Annotated in this window: 25 protein-coding genes; 5 read left to right on the forward strand and 20 right to left on the reverse strand. The window is 63.7% G+C overall.

Annotation, left to right across the window (positions count from 1 at the left end; genetic code table 11):
- Positions 1–5: 5 nt before the first annotated feature.
- From AC5RU9_RS00170 to coaD, 8 genes are all read right to left on the reverse strand, one after another.
- Complete coding sequence (locus AC5RU9_RS00170; RefSeq protein ID WP_494014901.1) at positions 6–1034, reverse strand: TolB family protein; 1029 nt, start codon at positions 1032–1034, stop codon at positions 6–8.
- Positions 1031–2323 (reverse strand): MFS transporter, encoded by a 1293-nt coding sequence (locus AC5RU9_RS00175; protein ID WP_494014902.1) that lies wholly within the window; start codon positions 2321–2323, stop codon positions 1031–1033. Before AC5RU9_RS00175 ends, AC5RU9_RS00170 begins: the two co-directional genes overlap by 4 nt.
- 8 nt (positions 2324–2331) lie before the next feature.
- The gene (locus tag AC5RU9_RS00180; protein ID WP_494014903.1) at positions 2332–3039 is read right to left on the reverse strand and encodes a hypothetical protein; all 708 of its coding nucleotides are present in this window, start codon (positions 3037–3039) and stop codon (positions 2332–2334) included.
- 102 nt (positions 3040–3141) lie between these two features.
- Positions 3142–4101, reverse strand: coding sequence for a bifunctional DNA-formamidopyrimidine glycosylase/DNA-(apurinic or apyrimidinic site) lyase (gene mutM / locus AC5RU9_RS00185; RefSeq protein WP_494014904.1), 960 nt, complete (start codon positions 4099–4101; stop codon positions 3142–3144).
- Positions 4102–4107: 6 nt separating this feature from the next.
- Positions 4108–4818 carry a ribonuclease III gene (gene rnc / locus AC5RU9_RS00190; RefSeq protein WP_211713508.1) on the reverse strand — a complete coding sequence of 237 codons (711 nt, stop codon included), beginning with the start codon at positions 4816–4818 and terminating at the stop codon, positions 4108–4110.
- A gap of 23 nt (positions 4819–4841) precedes the next feature.
- Positions 4842–5045, reverse strand: coding sequence for a 50S ribosomal protein L32 (rpmF, locus tag AC5RU9_RS00195; RefSeq protein ID WP_011775139.1), 204 nt, complete (start codon positions 5043–5045; stop codon positions 4842–4844).
- Positions 5046–5078: 33 nt separating this feature from the next.
- Positions 5079–5606, reverse strand: coding sequence for a YceD family protein (locus AC5RU9_RS00200; protein WP_211713507.1), 528 nt, complete (start codon positions 5604–5606; stop codon positions 5079–5081).
- A gap of 164 nt (positions 5607–5770) precedes the next feature.
- Positions 5771–6271 (reverse strand): pantetheine-phosphate adenylyltransferase, encoded by a 501-nt coding sequence (coaD, locus tag AC5RU9_RS00205; RefSeq protein WP_211713506.1) that lies wholly within the window; start codon positions 6269–6271, stop codon positions 5771–5773.
- A 35-nt stretch (positions 6272–6306) separates the two neighbouring features.
- Between coaD and AC5RU9_RS00210 the strand changes: the two genes are divergently transcribed.
- On the forward strand, positions 6307–7578 hold the full coding sequence (locus AC5RU9_RS00210) for an aminotransferase class I/II-fold pyridoxal phosphate-dependent enzyme (protein WP_494014905.1): 1272 nt from the start codon (positions 6307–6309) through the stop codon (positions 7576–7578).
- Positions 7575–8360: a spermidine synthase gene (locus AC5RU9_RS00215; RefSeq protein WP_211713537.1), complete on the forward strand. Its 786-nt coding sequence runs from the start codon at positions 7575–7577 to the stop codon at positions 8358–8360. Before AC5RU9_RS00210 ends, AC5RU9_RS00215 begins: the two co-directional genes overlap by 4 nt.
- A 13-nt stretch (positions 8361–8373) precedes the next feature.
- Here the strand turns inward: AC5RU9_RS00215 and rsmD are convergent, their stop codons facing one another.
- From rsmD to thiL, 4 genes are read right to left on the reverse strand one after another with little or no spacing between them, the layout of a single operon-like run.
- The gene (gene rsmD, locus AC5RU9_RS00220) at positions 8374–8940 is read right to left on the reverse strand and encodes a 16S rRNA (guanine(966)-N(2))-methyltransferase RsmD (protein ID WP_211713504.1); all 567 of its coding nucleotides are present in this window, start codon (positions 8938–8940) and stop codon (positions 8374–8376) included.
- 39 nt (positions 8941–8979) lie between these two features.
- Positions 8980–11235: an ATP-dependent DNA helicase RecG gene (locus AC5RU9_RS00225; protein ID WP_494014906.1), complete on the reverse strand. Its 2256-nt coding sequence runs from the start codon at positions 11233–11235 to the stop codon at positions 8980–8982.
- On the reverse strand, positions 11225–12286 hold the full coding sequence (locus AC5RU9_RS00230) for a DAK2 domain-containing protein (protein ID WP_494014907.1): 1062 nt from the start codon (positions 12284–12286) through the stop codon (positions 11225–11227). Before AC5RU9_RS00230 ends, AC5RU9_RS00225 begins: the two co-directional genes overlap by 11 nt.
- A gap of 22 nt (positions 12287–12308) precedes the next feature.
- Positions 12309–13322 carry a thiamine-phosphate kinase gene (gene thiL, locus AC5RU9_RS00235; RefSeq protein ID WP_494014908.1) on the reverse strand — a complete coding sequence of 338 codons (1014 nt, stop codon included), beginning with the start codon at positions 13320–13322 and terminating at the stop codon, positions 12309–12311.
- A gap of 121 nt (positions 13323–13443) precedes the next feature.
- Between thiL and AC5RU9_RS00240 the strand changes: the two genes are divergently transcribed.
- Positions 13444–13953 carry a DUF3515 domain-containing protein gene (locus AC5RU9_RS00240; protein ID WP_211713501.1) on the forward strand — a complete coding sequence of 170 codons (510 nt, stop codon included), beginning with the start codon at positions 13444–13446 and terminating at the stop codon, positions 13951–13953.
- Here AC5RU9_RS00240 and AC5RU9_RS00245 read toward each other — a convergent pair whose 3' ends face one another.
- The 6 genes from AC5RU9_RS00245 to leuC form a co-directional block, all read right to left on the reverse strand.
- Complete coding sequence (locus tag AC5RU9_RS00245) at positions 13954–15090, reverse strand: D-alanine--D-alanine ligase family protein (protein WP_494014909.1); 1137 nt, start codon at positions 15088–15090, stop codon at positions 13954–13956.
- Complete coding sequence (locus tag AC5RU9_RS00250) at positions 15090–16142, reverse strand: NAD(P)H-dependent glycerol-3-phosphate dehydrogenase (RefSeq protein WP_494014910.1); 1053 nt, start codon at positions 16140–16142, stop codon at positions 15090–15092. Before AC5RU9_RS00250 ends, AC5RU9_RS00245 begins: the two co-directional genes overlap by 1 nt.
- Positions 16139–16912, reverse strand: coding sequence for a lysophospholipid acyltransferase family protein (locus AC5RU9_RS00255; RefSeq protein ID WP_309994389.1), 774 nt, complete (start codon positions 16910–16912; stop codon positions 16139–16141). The genes AC5RU9_RS00250 and AC5RU9_RS00255 overlap by 4 nt, the downstream gene beginning before the upstream one ends.
- A gap of 11 nt (positions 16913–16923) precedes the next feature.
- A complete protein-coding gene (gene murA, locus AC5RU9_RS00260; protein ID WP_494014911.1) occupies positions 16924–18249 on the reverse strand; it encodes a UDP-N-acetylglucosamine 1-carboxyvinyltransferase in 1326 nt (441 codons plus the stop codon).
- A 242-nt stretch (positions 18250–18491) separates the two neighbouring features.
- Positions 18492–19103 (reverse strand): 3-isopropylmalate dehydratase small subunit, encoded by a 612-nt coding sequence (gene leuD, locus AC5RU9_RS00265; protein WP_494014912.1) that lies wholly within the window; start codon positions 19101–19103, stop codon positions 18492–18494.
- Positions 19104–19112: 9 nt separating this feature from the next.
- Positions 19113–20564, reverse strand: coding sequence for a 3-isopropylmalate dehydratase large subunit (leuC, locus tag AC5RU9_RS00270; RefSeq protein ID WP_494014913.1), 1452 nt, complete (start codon positions 20562–20564; stop codon positions 19113–19115).
- Between the two features lie 114 nt (positions 20565–20678).
- On the opposite strand from leuC, the gene AC5RU9_RS00275 reads away from it, so the two are divergent.
- A complete protein-coding gene (locus tag AC5RU9_RS00275) occupies positions 20679–21398 on the forward strand; it encodes an IclR family transcriptional regulator (protein WP_014922101.1) in 720 nt (239 codons plus the stop codon).
- Between the two features lie 53 nt (positions 21399–21451).
- Complete coding sequence (locus AC5RU9_RS00280) at positions 21452–21988, forward strand: DUF1697 domain-containing protein (RefSeq protein WP_494014914.1); 537 nt, start codon at positions 21452–21454, stop codon at positions 21986–21988.
- Here AC5RU9_RS00280 and AC5RU9_RS00285 read toward each other — a convergent pair.
- The gene (locus AC5RU9_RS00285; protein WP_494014915.1) at positions 21985–23604 is read right to left on the reverse strand and encodes a GTPase; all 1620 of its coding nucleotides are present in this window, start codon (positions 23602–23604) and stop codon (positions 21985–21987) included. The genes AC5RU9_RS00280 and AC5RU9_RS00285 overlap by 4 nt on opposite strands.
- Positions 23601–25379 (reverse strand): dynamin family protein, encoded by a 1779-nt coding sequence (locus AC5RU9_RS00290; RefSeq protein WP_494015456.1) that lies wholly within the window; start codon positions 25377–25379, stop codon positions 23601–23603. Before AC5RU9_RS00290 ends, AC5RU9_RS00285 begins: the two co-directional genes overlap by 4 nt.
- Positions 25380–25387: the final 8 nt, after the last annotated feature.

A 25387-nucleotide genomic window follows, 5' to 3' on the forward strand; every position in this document is an offset into this window, starting at 1 on the left:
TTTACTCAACGGACGACGCTGGGCGACCAAGCGTGTGCAATGAACAGCACGGGCTGTGATGCCGGTTCGGTGTCCAGCTTCCAGATGTTGCTGTCGCCCTCTACGGCTTGGTCCGCCAGGCCGTAGAGGACACTGCTGTTATCCAGCCATTCAATCTGGTCATCCACGCTGTTCTTCTCGGAAAGCACTGTTTCCTGTCCCGTTGCCAAGTCAAGCACAGCCACCTTCCAATGCGCAGCCAAAGCACCGCCGTCGTTCTTCTTGAAGGCAATCCTGGTCCCGTCAGGCGAAATCGATGGGCACTCCACGTTGTCATGCACAGCGGTCAGCGTCTTTGCCGAGATGCTTCCGCGGACCAACCAGATACGCCCCGACGACGCCGCCGTGGCGTAGAAGGCATCCTTTTGGCCTGGCACGAACGTCACTCCCCAGATGTTCCTGTCAGTGGCCACCAGCCGTTGTCCATTGACCAGGAGCGCGTAGTCCTCCAGGTTTTCCGGAGTTCCGCCCGGCTGCGTGATCTCCGTCGCCGTCGAGAACCCCGCGGTGGCGTAGGAGTGGCCCGTGACAAACACCGTGGTGGCGATCATCGAGCCATCAAGACTGATCCTGGTCCTGCTGGGTATGCCCTTGATGGGCCATGAGCGTTGGGGTTCCCAGTCCCGGTTCAACACGGCGGCTTCGAAGGCAGTGACCAGGCCCCGGTTGGTCTTCAGGCAGACGGAAGACTCCTTTGTTCCATAGACCCGGTCGCATTCCTGTTCGCTGACGGACCTGGTTCCCCCCGGAGCCGAGAGGGGAACGGTTGCTGCGTGGCCATAGCCCTGCCCGGAAGCTGTGTTCCGGAAAAGGACAAAAGGAACGCTTGGCAGTGGTTGGGCTGCCGTGATACCCACCGTCGAAGCGGCAGACCGGCTCTCCTCAAACCGCTGGTAAGCACCAATCGCATAGATTCCCGCCCCCGCCAAGACCAAGGCAGTCACCACCAGCAGAAGGCCCCATCGAACCTTGCCCAAGGCCAGCGCTCCACTCATGCGTCGGCGTTCACGTCATGTGCCGGCTTGGTCCCCCGCAGGATGAAGACGACAGCCAGGACCGCGCAAGCCAGCAAGGCGCCCGCTACGACCATGGCTGCTGATGCACCCACCGCGTACCAGAGCACGCCGAACCCGGCGGAGGCGGTCATCCTGGTGAGCGCCACAACTGTCTGGGCCGAAGCGATGCCCGTGGCCAGCTTTCCCGGCGGGGTCAGTTGGCTGGCCAACGCGGCCAGTACGCCGTCGGTGGCCGCATAGAACGCACCCAGCAGAACCAGGCAGCCCACCGTAGTGCCAAGACCGCCGAGGGGCGCAGCGGCAAGGAAATAGGTGGCAAGGAGCGCTACATGCCCGCCAACAAAAACCGGGATCTTGCCTACCCGGTCCGCCAGTCGTCCCAAAGGAACCGCCAAACCCAGGAAGACCACATTCGTGCCCACGAACAACAACGGGAACCACTGGACAGCAAAAGAATCCCTGGCCTGCAGGACCAGGTAGATGAAGCCGTCACCGATGGTAACCAAGCCCAGCAGCCCGGCGGCGATCAGCACCTTCCCCAGCCCCGGCTCCTTCAGGTGGCTCCACGAGAAAGCGAACAGCCTGCGCCCTTCACGTTCTCCTGGGCCCCGAAGACCATCCGCCCGGACATCCGGGACAATCAGCGCAAGGACGGCCACGCCGATCACCGCGAAGGCCAGTGACACAACAAAAACCGTGCTGAAACCATTGGGAATCATCAGCAGGACAAAGAACGCAATCAGCGGCCCTGCTGCCGCCCCGATATTGTCCAACATCCGGTGCATGCCGAAGGACCTGGCCAGATGTTCAGGCTGTGCGGACACGGAGATAAGTGCGTCCCTGGGGGCGGTGCGTATGCCCTTACCGATCCTGTCCCCCGTGACAATAGCGGCAATGGCCCAGAATCCCCCGGCAAACAGGAAACCGATCCTTGCAACCATGGACAGGCCGTACCCGGCCAACGCGATCCGTTTCGGGTGGCCGCTGCGGTCCGCTGCCCAGCCCGCGGCAATCCTGACTATGGCGCTGGCACCTTGGTTGATCCCGTCAATGAAGCCAAACGCGATGGTGGATAACCCGAGGAATCCGGTCACGTACAGCGGGAGGATGGCGGTCACCGATTCCGAAGAAACGTCGGTGACCATGCTGACGATGCCCAGCCACAGGATCACCGGTGACAACCGGAACGGCACCTCGCTTGGCAGTGCCGTTCCCGTAGCCTGCGGCTTGTCCCGTTTGCCGCCCCGGTCCGAAAGTGAAATGTACATGGCCGCCCCTAGCCCGCCGTCGTGTGCAAAGTGCCCAGCAGCTGGAAGCGTGAGGCGCCGGTACCCGTCGTCGTGACGGAAACGGTCACCGTGTCGGTTCCACGAACGAACCGTGAAGCTACCGCACCGTCAGCCGCGGGAGCCTGCTCGGACCAGAATCCGTGGGACACCAGGGACTGGCTGAAGGAGGCCAGCACGTCACTTTGGGGCTTGGCAACGATCCCGTCCGCCGTCAATTGAAGGGCGTTGCCGGATGTCGACACTGAGGTGGAACCTATGGTTGTTCCGGCAGGCAAGGTGAGTATGTCAGCTGGCCACCCGTCCACGACCTTGCCTGCGGCTGTTCCCGGCTCCGGCAGAGCACCCGAGATCAGTGGGGCTGGCGCGGATGGTTCGGGCAGGCCGGTGGGGCTCGCGGTCACCGGCGGAAGGACTTCCAGCGGTTTGGGCGTGGACTGGCCGTCGCTGCCGGTTGCCTGTGGGGCGCCACTTGGCGAGCCCGACGACGGCGTCACCGCACCCGGCGTGCCCTCGCCCGGAGCGTTTCCGGCCGAGGTTTCGGACGCGCCGGACGGGTTGGGTACGGGACGTGAACTGGAGGATTCCTGGGCGGTGGTGGATCCGGTCTTTCCAGCCATTTGATCGAAAATGACTGCCACGGCGGCGATCAGCACGGCAAGGCAAATACCTGCAATGACCAGCCGCCGCGCCATCATGGCTTGGCCGGGCTGGGTACGCCGCAGAGCGGCTGACGGGGGGCCACGCGTTTCATGGGGACAGTCTGCCATTGCGATCCGGATTCCGGAACAGTTTTGGCGCTACCAACGCCCATTCCGCGGGCGCGGTTGGCACACCGGGCAGGTATAGGAAGAGCGGTTCATGAACTGTTCCCTCTTCATGATGCTGTGCAGGCCGACAGCTTCACAGCGGCGGCACAATTCGCCGGCCCGTCCATAGGCGTTGAGGGAGCGGGCGAAGTATCCGGAATCGCCGTTCACATTGACGTAGAGGGAATCAAAACTCGTCCCTCCTGCAGCCAGCGCGGCGTTCATCACGTCCTTCACGGCCTCAATCAGCCGCCCGGCATCCGCACGGCGCATGGTATCCGTGGACCTGGCATAGTGGATACGGGCCCGCCATAAGGCCTCATCGGCATAGATATTGCCAATCCCGGAAATAACGGACTGGTCCAACAGCGCCCTCTTGATGCCCGTCTTTCGGTTCTTGATCTTTCGATAGAACGCGTCGAAGGAAAAGTGCGGGTCAAGCGGGTCCCGGGCAATGTGCGATGCTTCCTCCGCGATCTCAGGCAAGGGCGTTTCGCCCAGGCCGCCAGGGCCGCCGTCGGACGTGGGCACCATCGACGTCACGAAGAGACCACCGAAAATCCGCTGGTCCACAAACCGCAGCTGTTCCGGCATACCGTCCACCGGGCTGAGCTTGATCCGGACCTTGAGGTGCTTCTCATCCGGCACGTCCGGATCCTGCATCAGCAATTGGCCGCTCATGCCCAAATGCGCCATCAACGCGACCTGTGGAAGGTCTTCCTGTGTAGCCACGTGCGGGGTGTTCATGGCCAAGGGCATCCACAGGAATTTCCCCCGGCGAACCACATCCAGCACCGTGGCATGTTCCAGGTTCCCGATGAAGTCTTCGGTCCCGAGGTCATGGCGCCTGATGGAGCGCGGATCAAGGACGTCCACCCCGGTAATGGTCCGGCCGCGGACCCACCGGGCCAGGCCGCGACGCACTACTTCTACTTCGGGAAGCTCAGGCATGGGTTTTCAGGCAGTTGCAGGACCGGCAGGGGCGGGATCCAAAGCGGTCAGGGCACGCCATGCATCAGCGGCTGCTTCCTGTTCCGCTTCCTTCTTGGAATGTCCTGAGCCGCGGCCGTACGGGGTTCCACCGATGTTCAGGACGGCTTCGAACGTCCTGGCGTGGTCTGGACCTGAGCCCTCCACGGCATAGTGGATGGCCCCAAGTTGCCGGCTGGCAGTCAGTTCCTGGATGCTCGTCTTCCAGTCCGTCCCGGCACCAAGGGCGCCTGCGTCCTTCAGGAGCGGACCCACCAGGCGCATGACCAGTTGGCGCGCGGTTTCGATATCGTTCGAAAGATACGTGGCACCGATCAGTGCTTCCATGGTGTCAGCCAGGATGGAAGCCTTGTTCTTGCCGTCGGTCAGCTTCTCGCCCTGCCCGAGGTAAATGAACTCGCCGACGCCAATGGAGCGCCCAATACCGGCCAGCGCCCGCGTACTAACGACGGCGGAACGCCGCTTGGCAAGTTCGCCTTCAGGCAGCGAGGGGTTCTCACGGTATAGGGAATCGGTGACCGAGAAGCCCAGGATGGAGTCGCCGAGGAACTCGAGGCGCTCGTTGGTGGGTATCCCGCCGTTCTCATACGCGTATGAGCGATGTGTGAGAGCAAGACGAAGCGTCTCGGTGTCAATGGAGACACCGAGACGCTTCAGAAGCTCTTCAGTTGAAGACATCCTTAGTCAGCCTCTACGGCAGATTAGGCGTCTGCGACCTTGCGGCCCTTGTATTCAAGGAACAGCGCGGTGCCGGCAGAGTCAGTGACGACCTTTGCCTGGTGCGGCAGGCTGTAGGTAACCTGACCGTTTTCGATGGTCTTGACCAAGTTGGGGGCAGTTGCCTTCCACTGGGCACGGCGGGCGCGTGTATTTGCGCGAGACATTTTCCGCTTGGGAACAGCCACGGCTATCTCATTTCTCTCTTAGACGAACACTTACTAATCGGTTTGCCGGTCAGTCTTAGCCAGATCAGCTAGGGCAGCCCAGCGAGGGTCAATGACCTCGTGGTGGTGCCCCGGCTCGTCTTCCAGGCGCGCTCCACATTCGGAGCACAGACCCTGGCAGTCTTCCCGGCACACCGGCTGGAACGGCAGCATAGTGACAACTGCGTCCCGCAACACCGGCTCAAGATCGATCAGATCGTACTCGACTCGACGTTGCTCTTCATCGTCTTCTTCACCCGAAAGCTCAACGCCTTCGTAGAAGAAAAGTTCTTGCACATTGACCTCAAGGTCATACGCAAGGGGATCCAGGCATCGCCCGCACTCGCCGGTTACTTCGACGATGACGGAGCCAGATACCAGAATTCCTTCGTGTACGGCCTCCAGGCGAAGATCCAACTCGATATCCGAGCCTTCCTTCACGCCAATGAGCGCCACACCAAGGTCACTTGGCGCAGGTACATGCTCGTTGAGTGTCCGCATGGTCCCTGGACTGCGTCCAAGGTCCTTGACTACCAGCGCCAAGGGCGAACTTGCATCTCGCTTAATGAGAACTCCTGTAGAACATATGACCGACGTACCATCTTAGCCTGATCTCGCTGGAGGACTCAAACTGACGCCGGGCGCGCGCAGAGGCACGGTGGTTTCAGCTGGGAACTCTGCGTGAAGGCGCAAGGTACCCAGCAAGCTTACCCCTTGCGAGGCGGTTCGGTGGGCGGCTCGCCAGCGAGGAGCCGTTTCAGCACCGACTTAGGGACGAAATCGGAGATATCGCCGCCCAGCACGCTGATCTCCTTGATCAGGGTGGACGAAAGATGCACGTAATGCGCCTCCGCCGGCAGGAAGACGGTCTCGACGCCGGTCAACTGACGGTTCATGGTGGCCATCGGCAGCTCGTAATCAAAATCCGATGAGGAACGAAGGCCCTTGACGATCGCGGATACACCGCGGTTCCTGCAGTACTCGGCAAGGAGGCCTTCACCCATGGGCTCCACGATGATGCCGCGCAACGAGGCCAGCGTTTCGCGCGCCATCTCCATGCGGTCCTCGAGGCTGAACCGGTACTTCTTGGCATAGTTCGTGGACACCGCCACGATGACCTCGTCAAACAAGCCGGCAGCCCGGGCGATGACTTCGAGATGTCCGTTGTGGATAGGGTCAAAAGATCCAGGGCATACCGCGCGTCTCATGAGACGAACCTACCCCATGGCTCTGCCGGGATACCATGGCTCCCATGGCATCCGCAGGCAGCAGCCCCCTTGATACATACGCCGGCAACGGATCAGCTCACGGTACCGGCAGCACCGCCCCGTGGCAGCGGGCGGCCCTCGGAGCGAACCTGCTGTCCCCCGACGGCGGGCTCGGCGTAACCATCTTCGAGGAGATGACCACGCTGGCGGTATCAACGGGCGCCATCAATCTCGGCCAGGGCTTCCCGGATGAGGACGGCCCGTCCGAGATCAAGGCCGCGGCCCAGGCAGCCATTGCTTCCGGAGCCAACCAGTACGCACCCGGCAAGGGCGTACCCGCGTTGAGGGAAGCAATCGCAGCCCACCAGAAGCGATTCTACGGATTGGACCCCAATCCCGACACGGAAGTACTGGTCACCACTGGCGCTACCGAGGCAATCGCCGCGGCGTTGCTGGCTTTCGTGCAGCCCGGCGATGAAGTCCTGACCTTCGAACCGTTCTACGACTCCTACGGTGCCATCATTGGCCTGTCAGGCGCCAAACACGTCACCGCTCCCCTGCTCGCGCCGGACTTCATGCCTGACCTCAACGCCCTGGAAAACGCGTTCAGCAGCCGGACCAAGGTTGTCCTCCTCAACAATCCGCACAACCCCACCGGTGCTGTCTTCCCCCGGCATGTACTGGCCAAAGTCGTTGAGTTGGCTGCCAAGTACGACGCAATGATCGTCAGCGACGAAGTGTACGAGCACCTGACTTTCGGTCCAGCCCACATCCCGGTCGCGTCCCTCCCGGGAGCGGATGGGAGGACCATCACGATCTCCTCCGCCGGTAAGACCTTTTCCTTCACCGGCTGGAAAATTGGGTGGCTGATCGGTCCGGAACACCTCGTTGCGGCAGTGCGCACAGTGAAGCAATTCCTGACCTACAGTTCCGGTACGCCCTTCCAGAGCGCCATCGCGGTGGGCCTCGCGCTACCGGACGACTTCTACACCGGCATCGCAACAACGCTCCAGCACAAACGTGACATCCTGGCCGCGGGCCTGCGTGCCGCCGGGTTCGACGTGTACTCGCCCAGCGGAACGTACTTCATCAACGTGGACACCGCCCCGCTGGGAATCCTCGATTCAGTGGACCTCGCACGGCGCCTGCCCGGGCTGGTAGGAGTAGCAGCAATCCCTGTTCCAGTGTTCTGCCACCCCGAAGGTGCCGAACGGACCCGTTCCCTCCTGCGCTTCGCGTTCTGCAAGAAGACCGGCGTTTTGGAAGAAGCTGCGGAACGCCTGGCCACGCTCAAGGACCGGCTCTGAACCCCGCCCAGCCCCATGCTGCACGCTTCCTGCGGACCACGGGCCAACATGCCACCATCGAGGCGGACACCCTCATAGACGGCAGCTACATCCTCAGCATCGGCGGAGCAGAACAGTCCCACGTCAACCTCCAGGACCCGGCGGAGATCTTCTACGAATACCTGCGCAGGATCGGACACGTGGTGGACCTTGCAGCCGAACCGGGCACGCCCATCACGGCATTGCATCTTGGAGCCGGCGCACTCACGTTGGCCCGCTATATCCAGGCAACCCGTCCGGGTTCGGACCAATACGCAGTTGAGCTCGAGCGGGAACTCCTGGACTTTGTCCTCCAGAAGCTGCCCATGCCCGAGGGCACCAACCTGACAACCCATATCGGCGACGCCCGCGACGCGCTGGGTGAACTGCCAGCCCACCTGAGGTTCGACGTCGTTATTCTTGACATCTTCTCCGGACCGGAGGCCCCCGCCCATATCGCCTGCAGGGACTTCTACGAAGAGGCAGCGGCCCGGTTGGGCCCCGACGGCGTCCTGATCATCAACGTGGGCGATGAACCCGCGCTGACACTGGTCCGCAGCCAAGTGGCTGCACTCCGGGCAGCTATGCCCGACGTCGCCGCCTTCGCTGAATCGGGCATGTTCGCGGGCCGATACCCGGGCAACATCATCCTGGTTGGCACCCGGAAACCATGGCCGTCAGGATGGACGACTGAACTCCTTGCCCGTGGACCCCACCCGGCAGCGGTACTCACAGGCGTCGACCTGGACCGCATCACAGCCTAGGCAGGAACACGCCTCAGGACGGTTCCGCGAACCACAGTTTGGTCTCGCCATACTTCTTATCCGCGAAACACTCCAAGGACTCCGGCCACGCGGGCTCGGGACTTCGCGAACTTCGCTCCACCACGACTACGGCAGCCTCGTCCAAGTGCGGTGCCAGTTTGGCAAGCACAGCGCTGAGGGCAGCTTCGTCCAAAGGGTAGGGAGGGTCCAGGAAGACCAGGTCCCACAGATCAGCTTCCCCGGCACGTTCAAGGAACGATTCCACCTTTGACCTGTGGACCGATACCCTCTTGCTGCCTACCACCTGGTTCACCAGGTCAGCATTGCGCTGGCAGACATCGCTGGCCTTGGCGTCAAACTCCACGAGGTCCACGCTGCGGGCGCCGCGGCTGGCGCTCTCAATTCCCAGGGAACCCGACCCCGCATAGAGGTCAAGGACCCGGAACCCATCAATGACCGCCAAGGACTCCAAACGGGAGAAGAGCGCCTCCTTGACCCGGTCCGTCGTGGGCCGCGTCGCTGTTCCGGGGACGCTCGCCAACGGGTTCCCGCCGGCAGCACCGGCAATGATGCGGCTCATGGGTTGGTGCTTTCCAGGCCGCAAGGCGTCCCTGGACTCTTAACCGCGTTCAAGGAACGCCTCCTTTTCGGGGTTCAAATATTCGTCGATTGCCGCGGCGAGGGCCGGTTGGTGCTCCAAGGCAGGGTCCTCTGACACCAGTGCCTGGGCATCCGTGCGTGCCCGCGCAATGATGTCCTCGTGGTCAAGGACACGGAGCAGCTTCAGCGTCGAGCGGCCGCCGGACTGGGAAGCGCCAAGGATGTCGCCCTCCCGGCGAAGCTTCAGGTCCTCCTGGGAGAGCTCAAAACCGTCAGTGGTCGAGGCCACGGCTTCCAGGCGGCGGCGGCTCGGGTGTCCCGGTTCCAAAGTAGTCACCAGGAGGCAGGTGCCGGGCAACCCTCCGCGGCCCACCCGGCCACGCAGCTGGTGGAGTTGCGAAATTCCAAAGCGGTCAGCGTCCAGGATGACCATGAGGGTGGCGTTATGGACGTCCACACCCACTTCGATGACGGTCGTGGACACCAGGACCTTGGTCTCGTTGGCCGCGAATGAGGCCATGGTGTCGGACTTCAGCTGTGGATCCTGCCGGCCATGCAGCGGTGCCACCGGGACACCGGCCAAGGACGGCTCATCCAGGAGGCTTTCGACGACGGCCGTCACCGACGCGAGCTCGCGTGACGGGCCGTCGTCCGCTAGGTCGGCGTCGCTCGGTTCCGCTTCCCCCGGACTGAAGTCGCCGTCGTCGTCCGACCCGATCTTGGGGCAGACCACGTACACCTGGTGCCCCGATTCGACTTCCTCACGGGACCGTTTCCAAATCCGGTCCACCCATCCGGGGTTCTCCGCGAGCCCCACCACATGCGTTGAAATGGGGGCACGCCCCGCAGGAAGCTCGTCAAGGATAGACGTTTCAAGATCGCCGAACACTGTCATGGCAACGGTCCGCGGAATGGGCGTGGCTGTCATGACCAGCAAGTGCGGGGGGCGTTGCGCCTTGGCCCTGAGGGCATCCCGCTGCTCCACTCCGAAGCGGTGCTGCTCGTCCACCACAATTAAGCCGAGATCCTGGAAGCTCGTTTTATCGCTCAGCAAAGCGTGCGTGCCGATCACGATGCCTGCATTCCCGGATGCGGCGTCCAGCATGGCCTGTTTTTTGGCGGCGGTCGGCATGGAACCCGTCAGCAGCGTCACCTGGACAGTTTCTGGCGCCGCGTCGCCTCCAAGCATGCCTGCGCCACCAAAAACATGGTCCCGCGCAAGCCCGCCCAGGGTCCGGCGGATCGAATGGAAGTGTTGCGCGGCAAGGACCTCGGTGGGGGCAAGGAGGGCGGCCTGGCCACCGGCATCCACCACCTGCAACATCGCCCGGAGGGCAACGATGGTCTTACCGGACCCCACTTCACCCTGCAGCAACCTGTTCATGGGTGTGTCACGTGCAAGTTCTTCAGCAAGCGTCTTCCCGACGGCGGACTGGCCGGCGGTGAGGGTAAACGGCAGGTTTTGGTCGAACCTGCCCAGCAAACCGCCGCTGACCGGCCGGCGGGCCGTCGCTTCCTCCGCCGCAAGTTGGGCCCGCCGGCGAGCAAGGGCTGCCTGCAGGACAAGCGCTTCCTGGTAACGGAAACGCTCCTGTGCCCGCTGCCAATCCTTGGCGGTCTCCGGCGAATGGATCAGGCGATACGCTTCGGCAACACTGAGGTGCCCGTCCCTGCGAACGATGTCATCCGGGAGGGGATCACTCATCGCGTCCAGGTCCATGGTCTCCAGGAGGGCACTGATGACTTTGTGGATGGACCAGCTGGTGAGTTTCGCGGTGGCCGGATAGACCGGGATGGGCATTGCAGCGATCTTTTCGGGGTCCATGGAGCCCTCGGCTCCAGGGTCCTCGTCAAGCAGCAGGAAGTCAGGGTTGGTCAGGCCCAAGGCACCACCGTAGCGGGTCACCTTGCCCGAGAACATCGCCCGACGGCCGGGGAGGAGCTCCGACTTGGCCCTGAAGCCGTTGAAGAAGCTGACCTTCAACGTGCCAGGCACGTTGCTGCCGCCTGCTTCATCGGTTACCACGACATCGGTGATGGAACCTCGGCGGGCACGCATTTGGCGGGTGCTGTTGGACAGCACGCGTGCGATCAGTGTGACTTCCTCATCCAACGGGAGGTTGTTGATGGGTGTCAGCTCACCACGGCTCAGGTAGCGGCGTGGAAAATAGTTCAGCAAGGAACCGACGGTCTTCAGGCCCAGGTGTTTCTCGATGACGGTAGCGGACCGCTTGCCGATACGGCGTTCGAGGGGCAGTTCGAGTTCAGAATTCATGCCGTGACTGGCCCGGGTCGCCGGGTGCAGGGTTGCTTTGGGCAGCGTTGTTTTGGGTAGGTGTGTCTTGAGCGGCCCCGGTCGGAACCGCGAGCTGGCTGACGGCGATGTCCGTAGGTTCGCCCAACGAACGGATCAGGGCAACGGCGGGCTCAGGATCGGGGACGTGCACATGCACCCGCCAACGGTAGCTGGCTTCCACGGCGGGCTCGTCGTCGTCATCCGGGCCCTGCGCTCCGCCTACTTGGCTCATGATCACGGAATCGCCCATTTCGTCCAGGCGTTGCCGGAGGATGGCTGCGTTCAGCGGCGACAGGCTGATGGTGCACATGACTTCCACACCGTCGTCGGCAGGCATGTGCTCATGGATGTGCGGATCCTGCAGCTTGTAGCCGTGCAGGCCGTCCAACAGCTCATCCTGGAGTTCCTCTCCGAGGACCGCCGAGCGGAGGCAGTCAAGAACCAGGAGCATGCCAACGCCCCCGGCGTCGACCACGCGGGCTTCGTGAAGTTGCGCGAGTTCGTCTTCGGTTCGGACAACGGCCTGGTAGGCGGCGTCCACTACGGCATCAAGGGAAAGGCCCAGCGCATGGTTGCTGTCATCACCGTTCTGGGCCGCCTCCACGGCCTGGGCTGCGTTCGCGGCGGCCTCCAGGACCGAAAGCATGGTTCCGGCAACGGGTTCGCTCAACGCCGACCACGCCCGGATTTGTGCCCTGTTCAAAGCACTAGCGAGCAGGGGCGCGCTCAGCCGCGACTTGCCGGCCAGGGGCTCAGCTGCTGCGCAGAGAAAGACGGCGAAGAGCGTCCCGGAGTTACCGCGCGCCTGCTCCATGGCGGCCTGGCCTGCCCGGGAAAGAACCGCTCCGACGTCGTTTCCTGTTTCGGTGGAATCCGGGGTGGTGCCACCCAGGGCCGTGACGGCAGCCCGGACCGTAAGATAGAGGTTGGTGCCGGTATCGCCGTCGGCGACAGGGAAAATGTTGATCGCGTTAAGGCGGTCGCTATGGTTCCCCAGGACTACTTCCGCTTTGCCGAGCCAACGTTTCATGGCGTGCGCATTCGCGGCGATCTTAGTCTGCAAAGTGATCCCATCCAACGGTGTCAGCGGCTTGCCCGGCAATCCGGATACCGCTGCCTGGCGGCTCGACAACGGCTTGAACCGAGCCTATCGCAGTGAAGCCCTCCGGCAGCTGAACGCCAGCTGGGAACGTAGCCAGCAAGCCGTGGTCCTCTCCCCCGCCAAGGACCCAGGGCATCGCGTCTGCACCCAGTAGTGCTGCTGCCGGTTCCAAGGGTACCGCGTATGCTTTCAGGGCCGTGGGGTCGAAGTCCAGGACCACCCCGCTTGCCGAAGCCAGCCGATTGCCGTCGCGCAGCAGGCCGTCCGAGATATCAAGCATGGCGGAGGCCCCGGCGCGGGCGGCAGCAGGGCCGGCTGCCAGTGGGGGCAGCGGGCGGCACTGGTTGTCCACCAGGGCCCGGAGTTCCGCTGACAGGCTGCCCAGCGGAACGTCGCTTTCAAGGAGGGCCCACCCGGCCGCTGCCCGGCCCAGGGTGCCTGCCACGGCAAGAAGGTGACCGGGTTTCGCGCCCGAACGCACCACTGGCGCCAAACCGTCCAGCGAACCGACGACGGCCACTGTCACCGCGATCTCGCGGCCTCGGCCCAGATCTCCCCCGGCCACGGAGCAGTCGAGGGGGCCCAACGCCGTAATCGCCGCGGTGAGGCCGTCAGCAAAGGATTCGACCCATTCAACCGGGGTGCTCGGGGGCATGGTCAGGCTGACAACCAAGGAAGTAGCCGTACCTCCCATGGCGTTGATGTCGCTGAGGTTCTGGGCCGCAGCTTTCCACCCGACATCGAACCCTGTGGTTCGGTAGCCGTTATTCCACTGCAGCCTGAAATCCTGGTCCTGGGTCTGCGTGTCGATGGAGATCAAGGTCCGGCCATCGGGAGCGGCGACCAGGGCAGCATCGTCCCCAGGTCCCAACAAAATGCCGGGACTGTGGTTCAGGCGCGGAAAGATCCGGGCAAGGAGCTCGGACTCCGAAAGGTCTTGGACGATCAATTGTTCTGCGGGCACGGCTCTACGCTATCGCGATCCACCGACAGGATAACGCCGGGGTCTTCTCCACGGGACGCACCGGATTGTGACCGGGATAACGCGAATCTGCCCGGCAGCACACGCGGGATAGGCTGGATCCATGCACCACAAGACCCTCCGCCGGACTGCCATCTCCGCGTCACTGGCCGCTGCCTCCGCCCTCGCAATCACGGCCTGTTCACCGGCCGTAGACGTCACGGCAGCCTCGGATGCCGCCAATCCTGCCTGCGCCCCGATGATGGTGGCCCTTCCGGACCAGATCGGCGACGCCGCGCTCCGCAAGACGAACAGCCAGGCAACCGCAGCATGGGGCGACCCATCGCAGGTGATCCTCCGGTGCGGCGTGAATGTTCCCGGCCCCACCACTGACCGATGCGTGAGCGTCAACGACATCGATTGGGTCATCAAGGAAGGCGACCCCGTCTATACCTTGACGACTTTCGGCAGGGAACCGGCCACGGAAATCCTGATTGATCCCACCAAGCTTGAAGCGGCCAACATCAGTTCGGCGACGGTCCTGACGGAACTCGCCGCTGCCGTGGGCAAGATCAAGGCGACCGGGAAGTGCGTCGGCCAGGAAGACCTCCAGAACCTGCCCACCGGCAAGTAGTTAGCGCAGGCCTGTCTTGCGGGTCAGCGCCAAGTGGATCAGTTCATCAATCAGATCGGCATAAGCCAAGCCCGATGCCGCCCACATTTGCGGGTACATGCTCTTGGGGGTAAAGCCAGGCATGGTGTTGATCTCGTTGATGATCAGCTCGCCGGCCGGGGTGTAGAAGAAGTCGACACGGCTGAGGCCTTCCGCGCCTACGGCATCGAAGGCAACGGCGGCCAACTCGCGTACGCGGGCGATGGCGTCCTCGGGCATGTCTGCCGGGCAGCTGAGGGCCGCGGCGCCGTCCTCCACGTACTTGGCAGCAAAGTCGTAGAACTGGTGGTCTCCTGCAGCCACCGCGATTTCGCCCGGCATGGAAGTACGGGGCACGTCCGTGCCGCGTCCTTGGAGGACGGCGCACTCAATCTCGCGGCCAACGATTCCTGCTTCGATGACCAGCTTGAGATCGTGGCGGCGGGCTTCCTCGATGGCAGCGTCGAGCCCCTCCAGGGAGTCCACTTTGGAAATGCCCATCGAGGAACCTGCCCGGGCCGGTTTGACGAACACCGGGAAACCCAACTTGTCGACGCGTTTCCGGACTGCCTCCGCATCGGTGAGCCAGTCACGGTCAGTCACCGCCACATAGGGTCCCACGGTCAATCCGGCGGCTTCGAACACCACTTTCATGAAGTGCTTATCCATGCCCACCGCCGAGGCCAGTACACCGGCGCCAACGTAACGCGTATCCGACAGTTCAAGGAGGCCCTGGACAGTTCCGTCCTCGCCCCACGGCCCGTGCAGCAGCGGGAAGACGACGTCGACGGAACCGAGCTCCTGCGGAACCTCATTGGGCTCGGTGACGATGAGCTGGTGCTCGCCGCCGATCTCTGCCAAGGTCACAGTCCGGCCCGACGGAGTTACCTCGGGAAGAGCTGCGGAGCTCAAGGACCACTGGCTGGTGTCGCCGGAGGCCAGAACCCATTGTCCTGACTTGGCGATGCCGATGGGGATGACCTCGTACTTGTCCTTATCGATGGCGCCCATGACACCGGCAGCCGTGACGCAACTGACCGCATGCTCACTTGACCGCCCGCCAAAGAGGATCGCTACCCGGGGGCGGCGTGTCGCAGGAGTGGAATCTTCAGTCACCATCAGTAGTCGCCTTCGGACTTCAGTGCCCGGGCCAACAGTCGCGGCCCCAGGTCATCAACGGACATTCTGCCTTCAAGCACGGCCACTACGGCAGCCGTGATGGGCATTTCGACATTCAGTTTGCCTGCGAGCTCATGGACGGCAGGCCCGGATTTGATGCCCTCGGCGGTCTGGGTCATCTGTTCGGCCACTTGCTCCAGGCTGAGGCCTTCGCCGAGAAGGCGGCCAGCTGTGTGGTTACGCGAAAGCGACGACGAGCAGGTGGCCACGAGGTCACCGAGCCCGGCAAGCCCGGCCATGGTGAGGGCCTCTCCGCCCAAAGCCAGGGCAAGGCGCGAGGTCTCCGCCAGGCCGCGGGTAATCACGGATGCCTTGGTGTTGTCGCCCATCTGGCGTCCCTCGCAAATACCCACCGCAAGGGCAATAACGTTCTTGACGATCCCGCCGATCTCCACGCCAACAACATCGGTGCTGGTGTAGGGGCGGAAATACGGCGCCGTGCAGCAAAGAGCAATTGCAGAAGCTGTTTCGTTATCGCTGCAGGCAACCACTGAGGCAGTGGGCTGCTCCCTGGCGATTTCCATGGCCAGGTTTGGTCCGGAGACCACGGCTACGCGGGAAGCGGGGAGCCCCAGTTCCTGCGCAATGACTTCACTCATGCGCGCATCCGTGCCCAGTTCCAGACCCTTCATCAGGGACACCACCACAGCCTCGGGTGCCAGGAGTGCTTTCCACTCGCCCAGTTGCGGCCGCAGGGACTGCGCCGGGACGGCCAGGACCACCAATGTGGCTTCCTTCAGCACTTCGGCGACGTCGGTGGAGGCAGTGATGGACGAAGGCAGTTCGATGTCCTTGAGGTACTGCCCGTTGCGATGTACCGAGTTGATCTCAGAGACGACCTCGGCTCGCCGGCCCCAGATCCGGATGCTGCGTGTGGCACCGGATGCGGCGGCCGCGTCTGCCAGGATCTTGGCAAACGTCGTTCCCCACGATCCTGCCCCCAGGACGGCAATCGTCTCCGGGGTCCCTGCCGGGCTTTCCAAAAGGGTCATTCGCCGTCCTCCGGTTCCGGAGCGCCTGTGGATCCACGTTCGACAAAGCGTCCATGCTTGGACTGTTTGTGCACAGCCGGGTCCCAGCGTTCCGCGGGAGCAGCCTCGCCGCGAAGTGTTTCAAGGAGTTTGGTGATGGCATCCATGATGACGTCCGTGGCCTCGGACAACGTGGCCCGATCCAACGGACGGTCGGCGAAGGCACTCAGGTCCACGGGCTCCCCCACAAGTACGCGGGCAGTCTTGCGCGGGAAGACGTGGAAACGCTTGGCGTACCGCGGAAAGACTTCATGGGCACCCCACTGGGCTATGGGCACCACGGGCGCCCCCGTCTGCAGCGCCAGCCTGGCCGCCCCGGTGTGCCCCTTCATGGGCCACAGGTCCGGGTCACGGGTCAGTGTCCCCTCGGGATAAATGATGATGGCGCCGCCGGCGTCCACCACCTCCTTGGCGACCTGCAGCGAACGGTTGGCTCCCGCCGTCGAGCGCTCAACCGGAATCTGCTTGGTGGCCTGAAGCAGGGCCCCCAAAACCGGGACCTTGAAAAGTCCGGCCTTGGCCAGGAAGTGTGGTGGCCGCTTCTGGTTGTACACCATGTGACCTACGACGATGGGGTCGATCTCGGTGCAGTGGTTGGGTACCGCGATGAAACCGCCCTGCGGCAGTTTCTCCAGCCCCTCCCATTTTTTGTTCATCAGGATGTTCATCAAGGGGCGCGCCAGGCCCGCCAGCAAGATAAACGTGGCACGGCTCTTGGCCGATTCCTTCACAGGATCTCCCGCTACTTGGTGGTAGTGATGTCGAAATCGGCGCCCAGGCCAGCCAGTTTCTCGGTGAAGCGCTCGTATCCGCGGTTGATGATGTCAATGCCGGTCACCTTGGAGGTGCCCGTTGCGGCAAGCGCAGCGATGAGGTGGCTGAAACCTCCGCGGAGATCCGGAATGTCGATGTCCGTTCCCCGCAAGGGAGTGGGTCCGGAGATTACTGCCGAGTGCAGGAAGTTCCGCTGGCCGAAACGGCAAGGTACGCTGCCCAGGCACTCACGGTGCACCTGGATGTTCGCACCCATCCGCGCCAGGGCTTCGGTGAACCCGAAACGGTTCTCGTAGACGGTCTCGTGGACGATCGAAACGCCCTCGGCCTGGGTCAGGGCAACCACGAGGGGCTGCTGCCAGTCCGTCATGAAGCCAGGGTGAACGTCGGTCTCCAGGACCAACGGGGAGAGCTTGCCGCCCTGGTGGTAAAAACGGATGCCGTCGTCGCCGATGTCCATGCCGCCACCGACCTTGCGGTAGGTGTTCAGGAAGGTCATCATGTCGCGCTGCGACGCGCCTTCGACGAAGATGTCGCCACGGGTAACCAGTGCAGCAGAAGCCCAGGAAGCGGACTCGTTGCGGTCCGGGAGCGCCTGGTGGTTGTACCCGCGCAGGTCCTTGACGCCTTCGATGCGAATGGTGCGGTCCGTCTGGACGCTGATGATCGCGCCCATTTTCTGCAGGACCGCGATGAGGTCGATGATCTCCGGCTCCGTCGCAGCCCCAATGAGTTCGGTAATGCCCTCGGCGCGGGTCGCACTGAGCAAGACCTGCTCGGTGGCTCCCACGGACGGGTATGGGAGCGAAATCTTGGCGCCATGCAGGCCATGGGGAGCGGAGATGTGGATGCCACCCGGACGCTTTTCCACCACTGCGCCGAACTGGCGGAGCACGTTCAGGTGGTAATCGATCGGCCTGTCACCGATTTTGCAGCCGCCGAGGTCGGGAATGAAAGCCTCGCCGATGGCATGGATCAGCGGCCCACACAAGAGGATGGGAATCCGCGAGTCGCCGGCGTGCGCGTCAATAGCGGTGCTGGAAGCGGTTTTGGCGCCTTGGGGATCCAAGGTAAGGTCACCCGTCACGGGGTCCTTCGCGACGGTCACTCCATGGAGCTGCAGCAGGCTGGTGACAACCTCTACATCCTTGATCTCCGGCACGTTCCTCAGCACCGATGGTTCACTGCCCAGCAACGCGGCAACCATGGCCTTGGGCACCAGGTTCTTGGCACCGCGAACGGTCACTCGCCCGGTCAACGGGACGCCACCGCGGATTGTCAGAACACTACTCATCTATACCGGTTTCCTCACGACTACTCGCCCCCCAAACTTACAAAGGCTCCAGCTAAGCATAGAAGCTCGCGTTACCGAACCGAAATGGACGCACCCGGCGGCACGAGGATCGGCTTCGCGCCGAAGTGCAGCGACAGCGCAGTCAAAGCGCAGCAAAAGTGCGGTCAACGACCGACGAAAAAGGACCGCCCGCCCCTTCTACGGGGCGTCGACGGTCCTCTCTCAGCGCAATTCCGAAGCCATCAGCTGTGGCTACTGAACTTTCGCCGGAGCGTCCTTGGTTTGAAGGACGGACGCGTGGCCTCGTACGCCGTGATGTCTTCTTCATGCTGGAGGGTCAGCCCGATGTCGTCCAGGCCTTCCAGGAGGCGCCAGCGTGTGTAGTCGTCGATCTCGAAGGGAGCTACGACGTTGCCGCACTCCACTGTCTTGCTCACGAGGTCCACTTTCACCTCGGTGCCAGGCTGGTTCTCCAGCACCTTCCAGATCAGCTCAATGTCGTCCTGGGCAACCTGGGCGGCCAGCAGGCCCTGCTTCCCGGAGTTGCCACGGAAAATATCGGCGAACCGCGAGGAGAGCACGGCCTTGAAACCGTAATCCTTCAGGGCCCAGACAGCATGTTCGCGGGACGAACCGGTGCCGAAATCAGGGCCGGCCACCAGCACGGAGCCGGCGCTGAAGGGCGCCTGGTTGAGGATGAAGGACTCGTCCTTGCGCCAAGCAGCGAACAGGGCGTCCTCGAAGCCGGTCCGGGTGATGCGCTTGAGGTAAACCGCGGGGATGATCTGGTCGGTGTCCACATTGCTCTGGCGCAGCGGTACACCAATGCCGGTGTGGGTTGTGAATGCTTCCATGGGATCCTCCTAGACTGCGATTCCGGTCAATGTGCCCGCGGAAGCGGACTCCAGGTCCGACGGCGAGCTCAGCGTGCCCCGGACGGCTGTGGCTGCTGCCACCACGGGCGAGACCAGGTGCGTGCGCCCACCCTTGCCCTGGCGGCCTTCAAAGTTCCGGTTGGAGGTGGAGGCGCAACGCTCTCCCGGCTCCAGCTGGTCCGGGTTCATGCCCAAGCACATGGAGCAACCGGCGAAGCGCCATTCAGCTCCGAATTCCTTGAAGACCTTGTCCAGGCCCTCTGCTTCGGCTTCCAAGCGGACCCGGGCGGATCCCGGAACCACCAGCATGCGGACGTTGGGGTCCTTGGCGCGGCCGCGAATGATGTCTGCAGCGGCGCGGAGGTCCTCAATGCGGGAATTGGTGCAGGAGCCCAGGAAGACCGTGTCAACGCGGATGTCCTTCATGGGCGTGCCGGCTTCGAGGCCCATGTATTGCAGCGCACGCTCGGCGGCAGCTTTTGCGTTCTCGTCGCCGAAGTCTTCCGGGGACGGAACCTTGGCGGAGAGCGAGACGCCCTGGCCGGGGTTGGTACCCCAGGTCACGAAGGGCTCCAGGGTGTCGGCGTCGAGGTCGACTTCAACGTCGAACGTTGCGTCAGCATCCGTGTGGAGCGTGTTCCAATACTCGACGGCGGCATCCCAGTCGGCGCCTTCCGGCGCGTGGGGCCGACCCTGCATGTAGTCGTAGGTGGTCTGGTCCGGAGCCACCATGCCAGCACGGGCGCCAGCTTCGATGGACATGTTGCAGATGGTCATGCGTGCGTCCATGGACAGCGCCCGGATGGCCGAACCACGGTATTCCAGGACGTAGCCCTGTCCACCACCTGTGCCGATCTTGGCGATCACGGCGAGGATGATGTCCTTGGCCGTGACGCCGGGGCGCAGGGTGCCCTCAACGTTGATGGCCATGGTCTTGAACGGCTTCAGCGACAATGTCTGGGTTGCCATGACGTGCTCAACCTCGGACGTGCCAATGCCCATGGCCAGTGCACCAAAGGCACCGTGCGTGGAAGTGTGCGAGTCGCCGCAGACCACGGTCATGCCCGGTTGGGTGAGACCCAACTGGGGACCAACCACGTGCACAATTCCCTGTTCCTTGTCACCCAGGGAGTGCAGGCGGACGCCGAATTCCTTGCAGTTGGCCCGCAGCGTTTCAATCTGGGTGCGGCTGGTGAGGTCGGCGATCGGCTTGTCGATGTCCAACGTTGGAGTGTTGTGGTCCTCCGTCGCGATGGTGAGGTCCACGCGGCGCAGCTGCCTGCCCGCCAGACGCAGGCCTTCAAAGGCCTGCGGGGAAGTCACTTCGTGAACGAGGTGCAGGTCGATGAAGAGAAGGTCGGGCTGGGCATTGGCTCCTTCGCCCTCACCTTTGCGCACGATGTGCGCATCCCAGACTTTCTCGGCCAGTGTCTTTCCCACGGCCTGCTCCCTTCACTGCGGTTTGGTTGTTCCTAGTCCACTGAAGCAGCACCGCTGCGAAATAGGCCAGTGAAACAACTTGCATCTCAGATATTGAGACGGCAATATCATTACATGGACAATTCTAGTGGAGTCGGTGTCATTGATAAAGCGGCCCAGGTCCTCGATGCTCTCGAGGCCGGGCCAACGACACTCGCGCAACTTGTAGCGGCCACGGGCCTAGCCCGGCCTACGGTTCACCGGCTCGCGCTGGCGCTGGTTCATCACCGCCTGGTGAGCCGCGACATCCAGGGACGATTCGTCCTCGGCAGCAGGCTCGTGGAGTTGGCATCCGCTGCGGGAGAAGACCGGCTCATCGCTTCAGCAGGTCCTGTCCTCATCCAGCTACGGGACGCCACGGGTGAAAGCGCCCAGATTTTCCGCCGGCAAGGCGACTGGCGCGTCTGCGTCGCGTCGGCCGAGCGCCCCATCGGCCTCAGGGACACCATTCCCGTTGGTACCCAGCTGTCCATGAAGGCCGGCTCCGCCGCCCAGGTGCTGCTGGCATGGGAAGACCATGACCGCTTGCTGGAGGGGCTGCAGAACGCCCGCTTTACGCCCACCGTCCTGGCGGGAGTACGACGCCGGGGCTGGGGTCAGAGCCTCGGCGAACGCGAACCTGGGGTCGCCTCGGTTTCGGCCCCCGTCCGTGGGCCGTCCGGAAGGGTGATAGCTGCGGTCTCCATTTCGGGTCCGATCGAGCGCCTTACCCGCCAGCCCGGTCGCCTGCACGCCGAAGTGGTCTGCAACGCGGCCCGCGTCCTGACTGAAGCACTGCGGAAGAACAACGACTAGTCCGGCGCCGGTCTGCGCTGATCCAGCATCCACCATCGGGACGGGAGCCCAGCATGAGCAACTACGCCGTATTCCTCCGCGGCATCAACGTCGGCGGGATCAACATCAAAATGGCTGATCTCAAGAATGCGCTCAAGGATTACCCGTTCACCAAGGTCAAGACTTTGCTGGCCAGTGGAAACGTCGTGCTGCAAAGCGAGCTCAGCGCAAAGGACGTCAAGGCCCAGTTCGAGAAGTGCCTGCGGGACGCGTTCGCCTATGACGCCTGGGTGGTGGTTCTCTCCGCACAGCGGGTTGCCGAACTCGTCGAGGCTTGTCCCTATCCTGCCGACGACAAGTCCACGCACAGTTACGTGACGCTGGCCTCCGATACCGCCATGCTTGACGAACTCTTCGACGCTGGCCAGGCCTTGGGAAGCGTCGAACAGGTGCGGCTCGGCCCTGAAGCGTCCGCCTGGCTGGCCCCTGCCGGTGGCACCTTGGAGAGCCCTTTCAGCAAGCTCTCGGCGAAAGCACGCTACAAAGCAAGCACCACCACCCGGAACCTGCGGACCCTCATCAAGGTCAGGGACGCCGCAGCAGCGCTCTAGGACGAACGGGCAGCCTTCAACGCCGCATTAAAGGCCTTCAAGCGCGTGATCTCCACCTCGACGGGCTCAACGATCCGTGTTTCAGCCACCGCCGCAACGGATTCCTTCAACCGTTTGGCGGCTCCGGATGCCCGTATTTTCGCTGCCCAGCCACCAAAAATGCGGCCGGCGATGGCGAGGAGGATTCCCAACGCGACTCCCCCGGCCACCATCAACGTGGGCCAGGGCCAACCCTCCGTTCGAGGAACCTCCGGCACCGGCATCTGGAAGTAGCCCAGCGCCGCCAGGACTCCGAGCCAGCCCAGGCCACCCACCGCCAACAGAAGTGCCAACCATTGCAGGGAGTTGAAAAGCGCCCACCACAGAGGCCGTTTGGTCGCCTTCAGGTCGGTTCCTGCGATGGCCTGGTCCAAGGCATCCGGCAACTGCTCGCGGCCGTCTCTGGCCACACCCCGGATAGCGGCGCGCCACGGCCCCGGAGCACCCGTGGACGCGTCGTCCACGAAGTCCCTGACAGCCGCATCCGTCCGCGCCCGCTCAGGAGCGCCTGCCGGAGGCAAGGAGGTCCGGCTCAGTTCCGGCTTCGTGTCGCCCCGGCCCAGGTTCAGCCTGCGCAAGGGGTCCGGCCGGAAACGCAACAGCCACCGCGTCACGGGCCACCCTGTCCTCCGGGCCGACTCCCTCTTGAACGACCGCTGGACCGCGTCCACCACTACAGGTACGTTCGCGGCGGTAGCCAACTCCGACGCGAGGTGCGCCTTGGCATTTCCCTTGATCCCGCGCGCTTCGCCCTCCCCGGAGGCCAGGGCCAATTCCGAGGCCGCCTTCGCGACGTCGGCCGCGAGCCGCTGCGTCGTTGCCTCCCGCTGGACCACGACGTTCCTGATGGCGCCGCGGACGGCTGCAACGCCGTCGCCCGTCACTGCCGAGGCGCTGAGCACGCGAACCTTGCCTAGGCCGTCGCGGGCGAGGATGCCCTCCAGAGACTCCAAGACGGCTGAGGCGTCCATGGGGCTTAGCCTGTCTACCTGGTTCAAGACCACCAGCGTGACGGCACCATGGGAGGCCATGGGCTTGAGGAAATCGTTGTGGACCGCTGCGTCTGCATACTTCTGGGGATCAAGGACCCACACCAGGACATCCACCATGCCCACCATGCGCTGGACGATCTCCCTGTTCTCCGCACGGGTGGAATCGAAGTCCGGCAGGTCGAGGAGGACCAGGCCAGTGTCTTCGCCCGCGAGTCCGGCCACCGGGGGCAGGGTGTGGCGCTCCTTGACGTCCAGCCAGTCCAACAGCGGTCCACTGCCATCTTCTCCCCAAATCCCTGCCAAGGGTTCCGAGGTGGTGGGACGCCGCGCCGTCGCTGTCGCGAGCATGCTTCCGGACACTGCGTTGAACAATGAGGATTTGCCGCTGCCGGTGGCACCGAAAAAACCCACCACCGTATGTCCTGCGGATAATGATCGCCGGGAGGCGGCGCGCTCCAGGACGTCGTAAACCGATTGGAGTTCCACATCAGGAAGGACGCCTTCGGCAAGTTCACGGGCTTCGTTGAGCGATTCGAGCCTGCGCTGCAGGTGGGAGGATTCGCGGACCTGGCTGTGGCGGCTCATGCGGCTTCCGCCAGGCGGCGAAGTGCGGCGACGTGCCGGGCGAGGTCGCTGCCGGAACGGGGATGGGCAGCTTCAAGGCGGCCGAGGAAGCGCTGCCTTTCGTCGTCCAGGAGCCGTTGACATTGTGTGTGCAGGTCCTCCCGCGCCTGTTGGGCGAGGCGCCTGACTGCGTCCTCGCCAAACACGGCTTCCAAAAGCTTCTGCCCCACTACTGCCGTTCCACCCGCGATCCCGATCTCAAGGCCTGTCAACCCGGCCGTCATGGAAAACACCACCACCATGAGCGCGGCACCCAAACCGTTGATGCCGAAGGACAGCCAGCGTGCCTGGGTCCGTTTGCCCTGTCCCTGGGTACGGATCATCTCCATGAGGCCTTCCTGCCACGAGCGGATAGCGGCGGCGGCCCTGGCATCGAAGCCTTCACTGGTACCGGACAGGTCATCGGGGCCCAGGAGTTGGCGGCCCGCGGGATCCGAACGCCACCGCCTGTCAACGTTCTCCGCGGCGTTGGCAGCCTCATCCAGGATCACGGCCTGCAACCCGGTTTCGATGGCCGTCTCCACCTTCACGGCCGGGGCAGGTTCGCCCCGGAAGAAGGCCCCCATGCGGTCACGCATGCGGCCAATATTCTGCTCAAGGGTCCGGAAGAACTCACCCGTGCCGACAAAGTCCTGCCACCGTGCCAGGACTTCACCCCGCAGGAGTGCTCCATCCTTGGTTGCGGCGAGAATGCGTGAGAGTGCCAGCTCATATTCCTCCACGCAGCTTCCTTCGAGTTCGCGTGCTGCGGTGTCCTGCGCTGCCGCCGCGCCGGCTATTCCGTCCAGGCGGACGCTGACTGCCTTGACGGCTCCGTTGAGTGTTCGGCGGGCGACGTCGGCGCGGCCAGCTGCATTGGCGGCCAAGGCTCCCAGCCACTGGCGCAACGGGGCCGCTGCCTCTTGGGGCAGCATTCCAAGTGCGTCCAGTTCGCTTTCCGGAACAACAAAGAGCTTCGCTTCGCCAAGGCCCTGCCGGTCCAGCATTGCCTGCAGATCGGCCCTGACCTCGTCCTCGGCGGCGGCCGGCACCCGGTCCAGGACCACGGCGACGGTGATGTCCCGCGAAGCCGCGTCAAGAAGCAGCCGCCACGGGACGGCGTCGGCGTATCGGTTGGCGGTGGTGACAAACACCCAAAGGTCCGCGGCGGCAAGGAGCTGTCCGGCCAGCCTGCGGTTGTCGTCCGAGATGGAGTCGACGTCGGGCGCGTCCAGCAGCGCGATGCCTTGGGAGACGTTGTCGTGCGCCACCAGGACCAGCGAAGTGATCGCCTGGGCGTCAGGGGAAGCGCCGGCCTGGTTGGCCGGCACGGGACTTGCCGACACCGTGCCGCGGATCCGGTCCAGGTTTGGCAGGATGCGGTGCCCTTCGAACCACTCCGCATCCTGCGGGTGGTGCAGCAGGATGGGCTGGCGCGTCGTGGGCCGGATAGCGCCGGCACGTGTGACCGGGAAGCCAACCAGCGCGTTGACCAGGGTGGACTTGCCGGCTCCGGTTGAACCGCCGACGACGGCCAGCAGCGGCGCATCTAGGCTTCGGTAGCGGGGAATGACGTAATCGTCGAGTTGGGCAAGGGACTCGCGGATCCACTGGCGGGCTTCCTGCGCTTCCGGCACCGCGAGCGGCAAGGTGGTGGCCGCAAGTTCGGCGCGTGCAGCTTCCAGGGTATCGACGGCGGCCGCCGCCCCTCGGGGTACTGGACTGGCCCCGGATGCTGATGGGTCTTGGTTTGCGATCACAGCAT

It is taken from the genome of Arthrobacter sp. B0316-5-4 (assembly GCF_059090325.1).

What these genes read in the sequence shown, in the direction of transcription:
- AC5RU9_RS00170 (WP_494014901.1), bottom strand. Translation starts at nt 1,034, where the DNA reads ATGAGTGGAGCGCTGGCCTTGGGCAAGGTTCGATGGGGCCTTCTGCTG.
- AC5RU9_RS00175 (WP_494014902.1), bottom strand. Translation starts at nt 2,323, where the DNA reads ATGTACATTTCACTTTCGGACCGGGGCGGCAAACGGGACAAGCCGCAG.
- AC5RU9_RS00180 (WP_494014903.1), bottom strand. Translation starts at nt 3,039, where the DNA reads ATGATGGCGCGGCGGCTGGTCATTGCAGGTATTTGCCTTGCCGTGCTG.
- mutM (WP_494014904.1), bottom strand. Translation starts at nt 4,101, where the DNA reads ATGCCTGAGCTTCCCGAAGTAGAAGTAGTGCGTCGCGGCCTGGCCCGG.
- rnc (WP_211713508.1), bottom strand. Translation starts at nt 4,818, where the DNA reads ATGTCTTCAACTGAAGAGCTTCTGAAGCGTCTCGGTGTCTCCATTGAC.
- coaD (WP_211713506.1), bottom strand. Translation starts at nt 6,271, where the DNA reads ATGAGACGCGCGGTATGCCCTGGATCTTTTGACCCTATCCACAACGGA.
- AC5RU9_RS00210 (WP_494014905.1), top strand. Translation starts at nt 6,307, where the DNA reads ATGGCTCCCATGGCATCCGCAGGCAGCAGCCCCCTTGATACATACGCC.
- rsmD (WP_211713504.1), bottom strand. Translation starts at nt 8,940, where the DNA reads ATGAGCCGCATCATTGCCGGTGCTGCCGGCGGGAACCCGTTGGCGAGC.
- AC5RU9_RS00225 (WP_494014906.1), bottom strand. Translation starts at nt 11,235, where the DNA reads ATGAATTCTGAACTCGAACTGCCCCTCGAACGCCGTATCGGCAAGCGG.
- AC5RU9_RS00230 (WP_494014907.1), bottom strand. Translation starts at nt 12,286, where the DNA reads ATGAAACGTTGGCTCGGCAAAGCGGAAGTAGTCCTGGGGAACCATAGC.
- AC5RU9_RS00240 (WP_211713501.1), top strand. Translation starts at nt 13,444, where the DNA reads ATGCACCACAAGACCCTCCGCCGGACTGCCATCTCCGCGTCACTGGCC.
- AC5RU9_RS00245 (WP_494014909.1), bottom strand. Translation starts at nt 15,090, where the DNA reads ATGGTGACTGAAGATTCCACTCCTGCGACACGCCGCCCCCGGGTAGCG.
- AC5RU9_RS00250 (WP_494014910.1), bottom strand. Translation starts at nt 16,142, where the DNA reads ATGACCCTTTTGGAAAGCCCGGCAGGGACCCCGGAGACGATTGCCGTC.
- murA (WP_494014911.1), bottom strand. Translation starts at nt 18,249, where the DNA reads ATGAGTAGTGTTCTGACAATCCGCGGTGGCGTCCCGTTGACCGGGCGA.
- leuD (WP_494014912.1), bottom strand. Translation starts at nt 19,103, where the DNA reads ATGGAAGCATTCACAACCCACACCGGCATTGGTGTACCGCTGCGCCAG.
- AC5RU9_RS00275 (WP_014922101.1), top strand. Translation starts at nt 20,679, where the DNA reads ATGGACAATTCTAGTGGAGTCGGTGTCATTGATAAAGCGGCCCAGGTC.
- AC5RU9_RS00280 (WP_494014914.1), top strand. Translation starts at nt 21,452, where the DNA reads ATGAGCAACTACGCCGTATTCCTCCGCGGCATCAACGTCGGCGGGATC.
- AC5RU9_RS00285 (WP_494014915.1), bottom strand. Translation starts at nt 23,604, where the DNA reads ATGAGCCGCCACAGCCAGGTCCGCGAATCCTCCCACCTGCAGCGCAGG.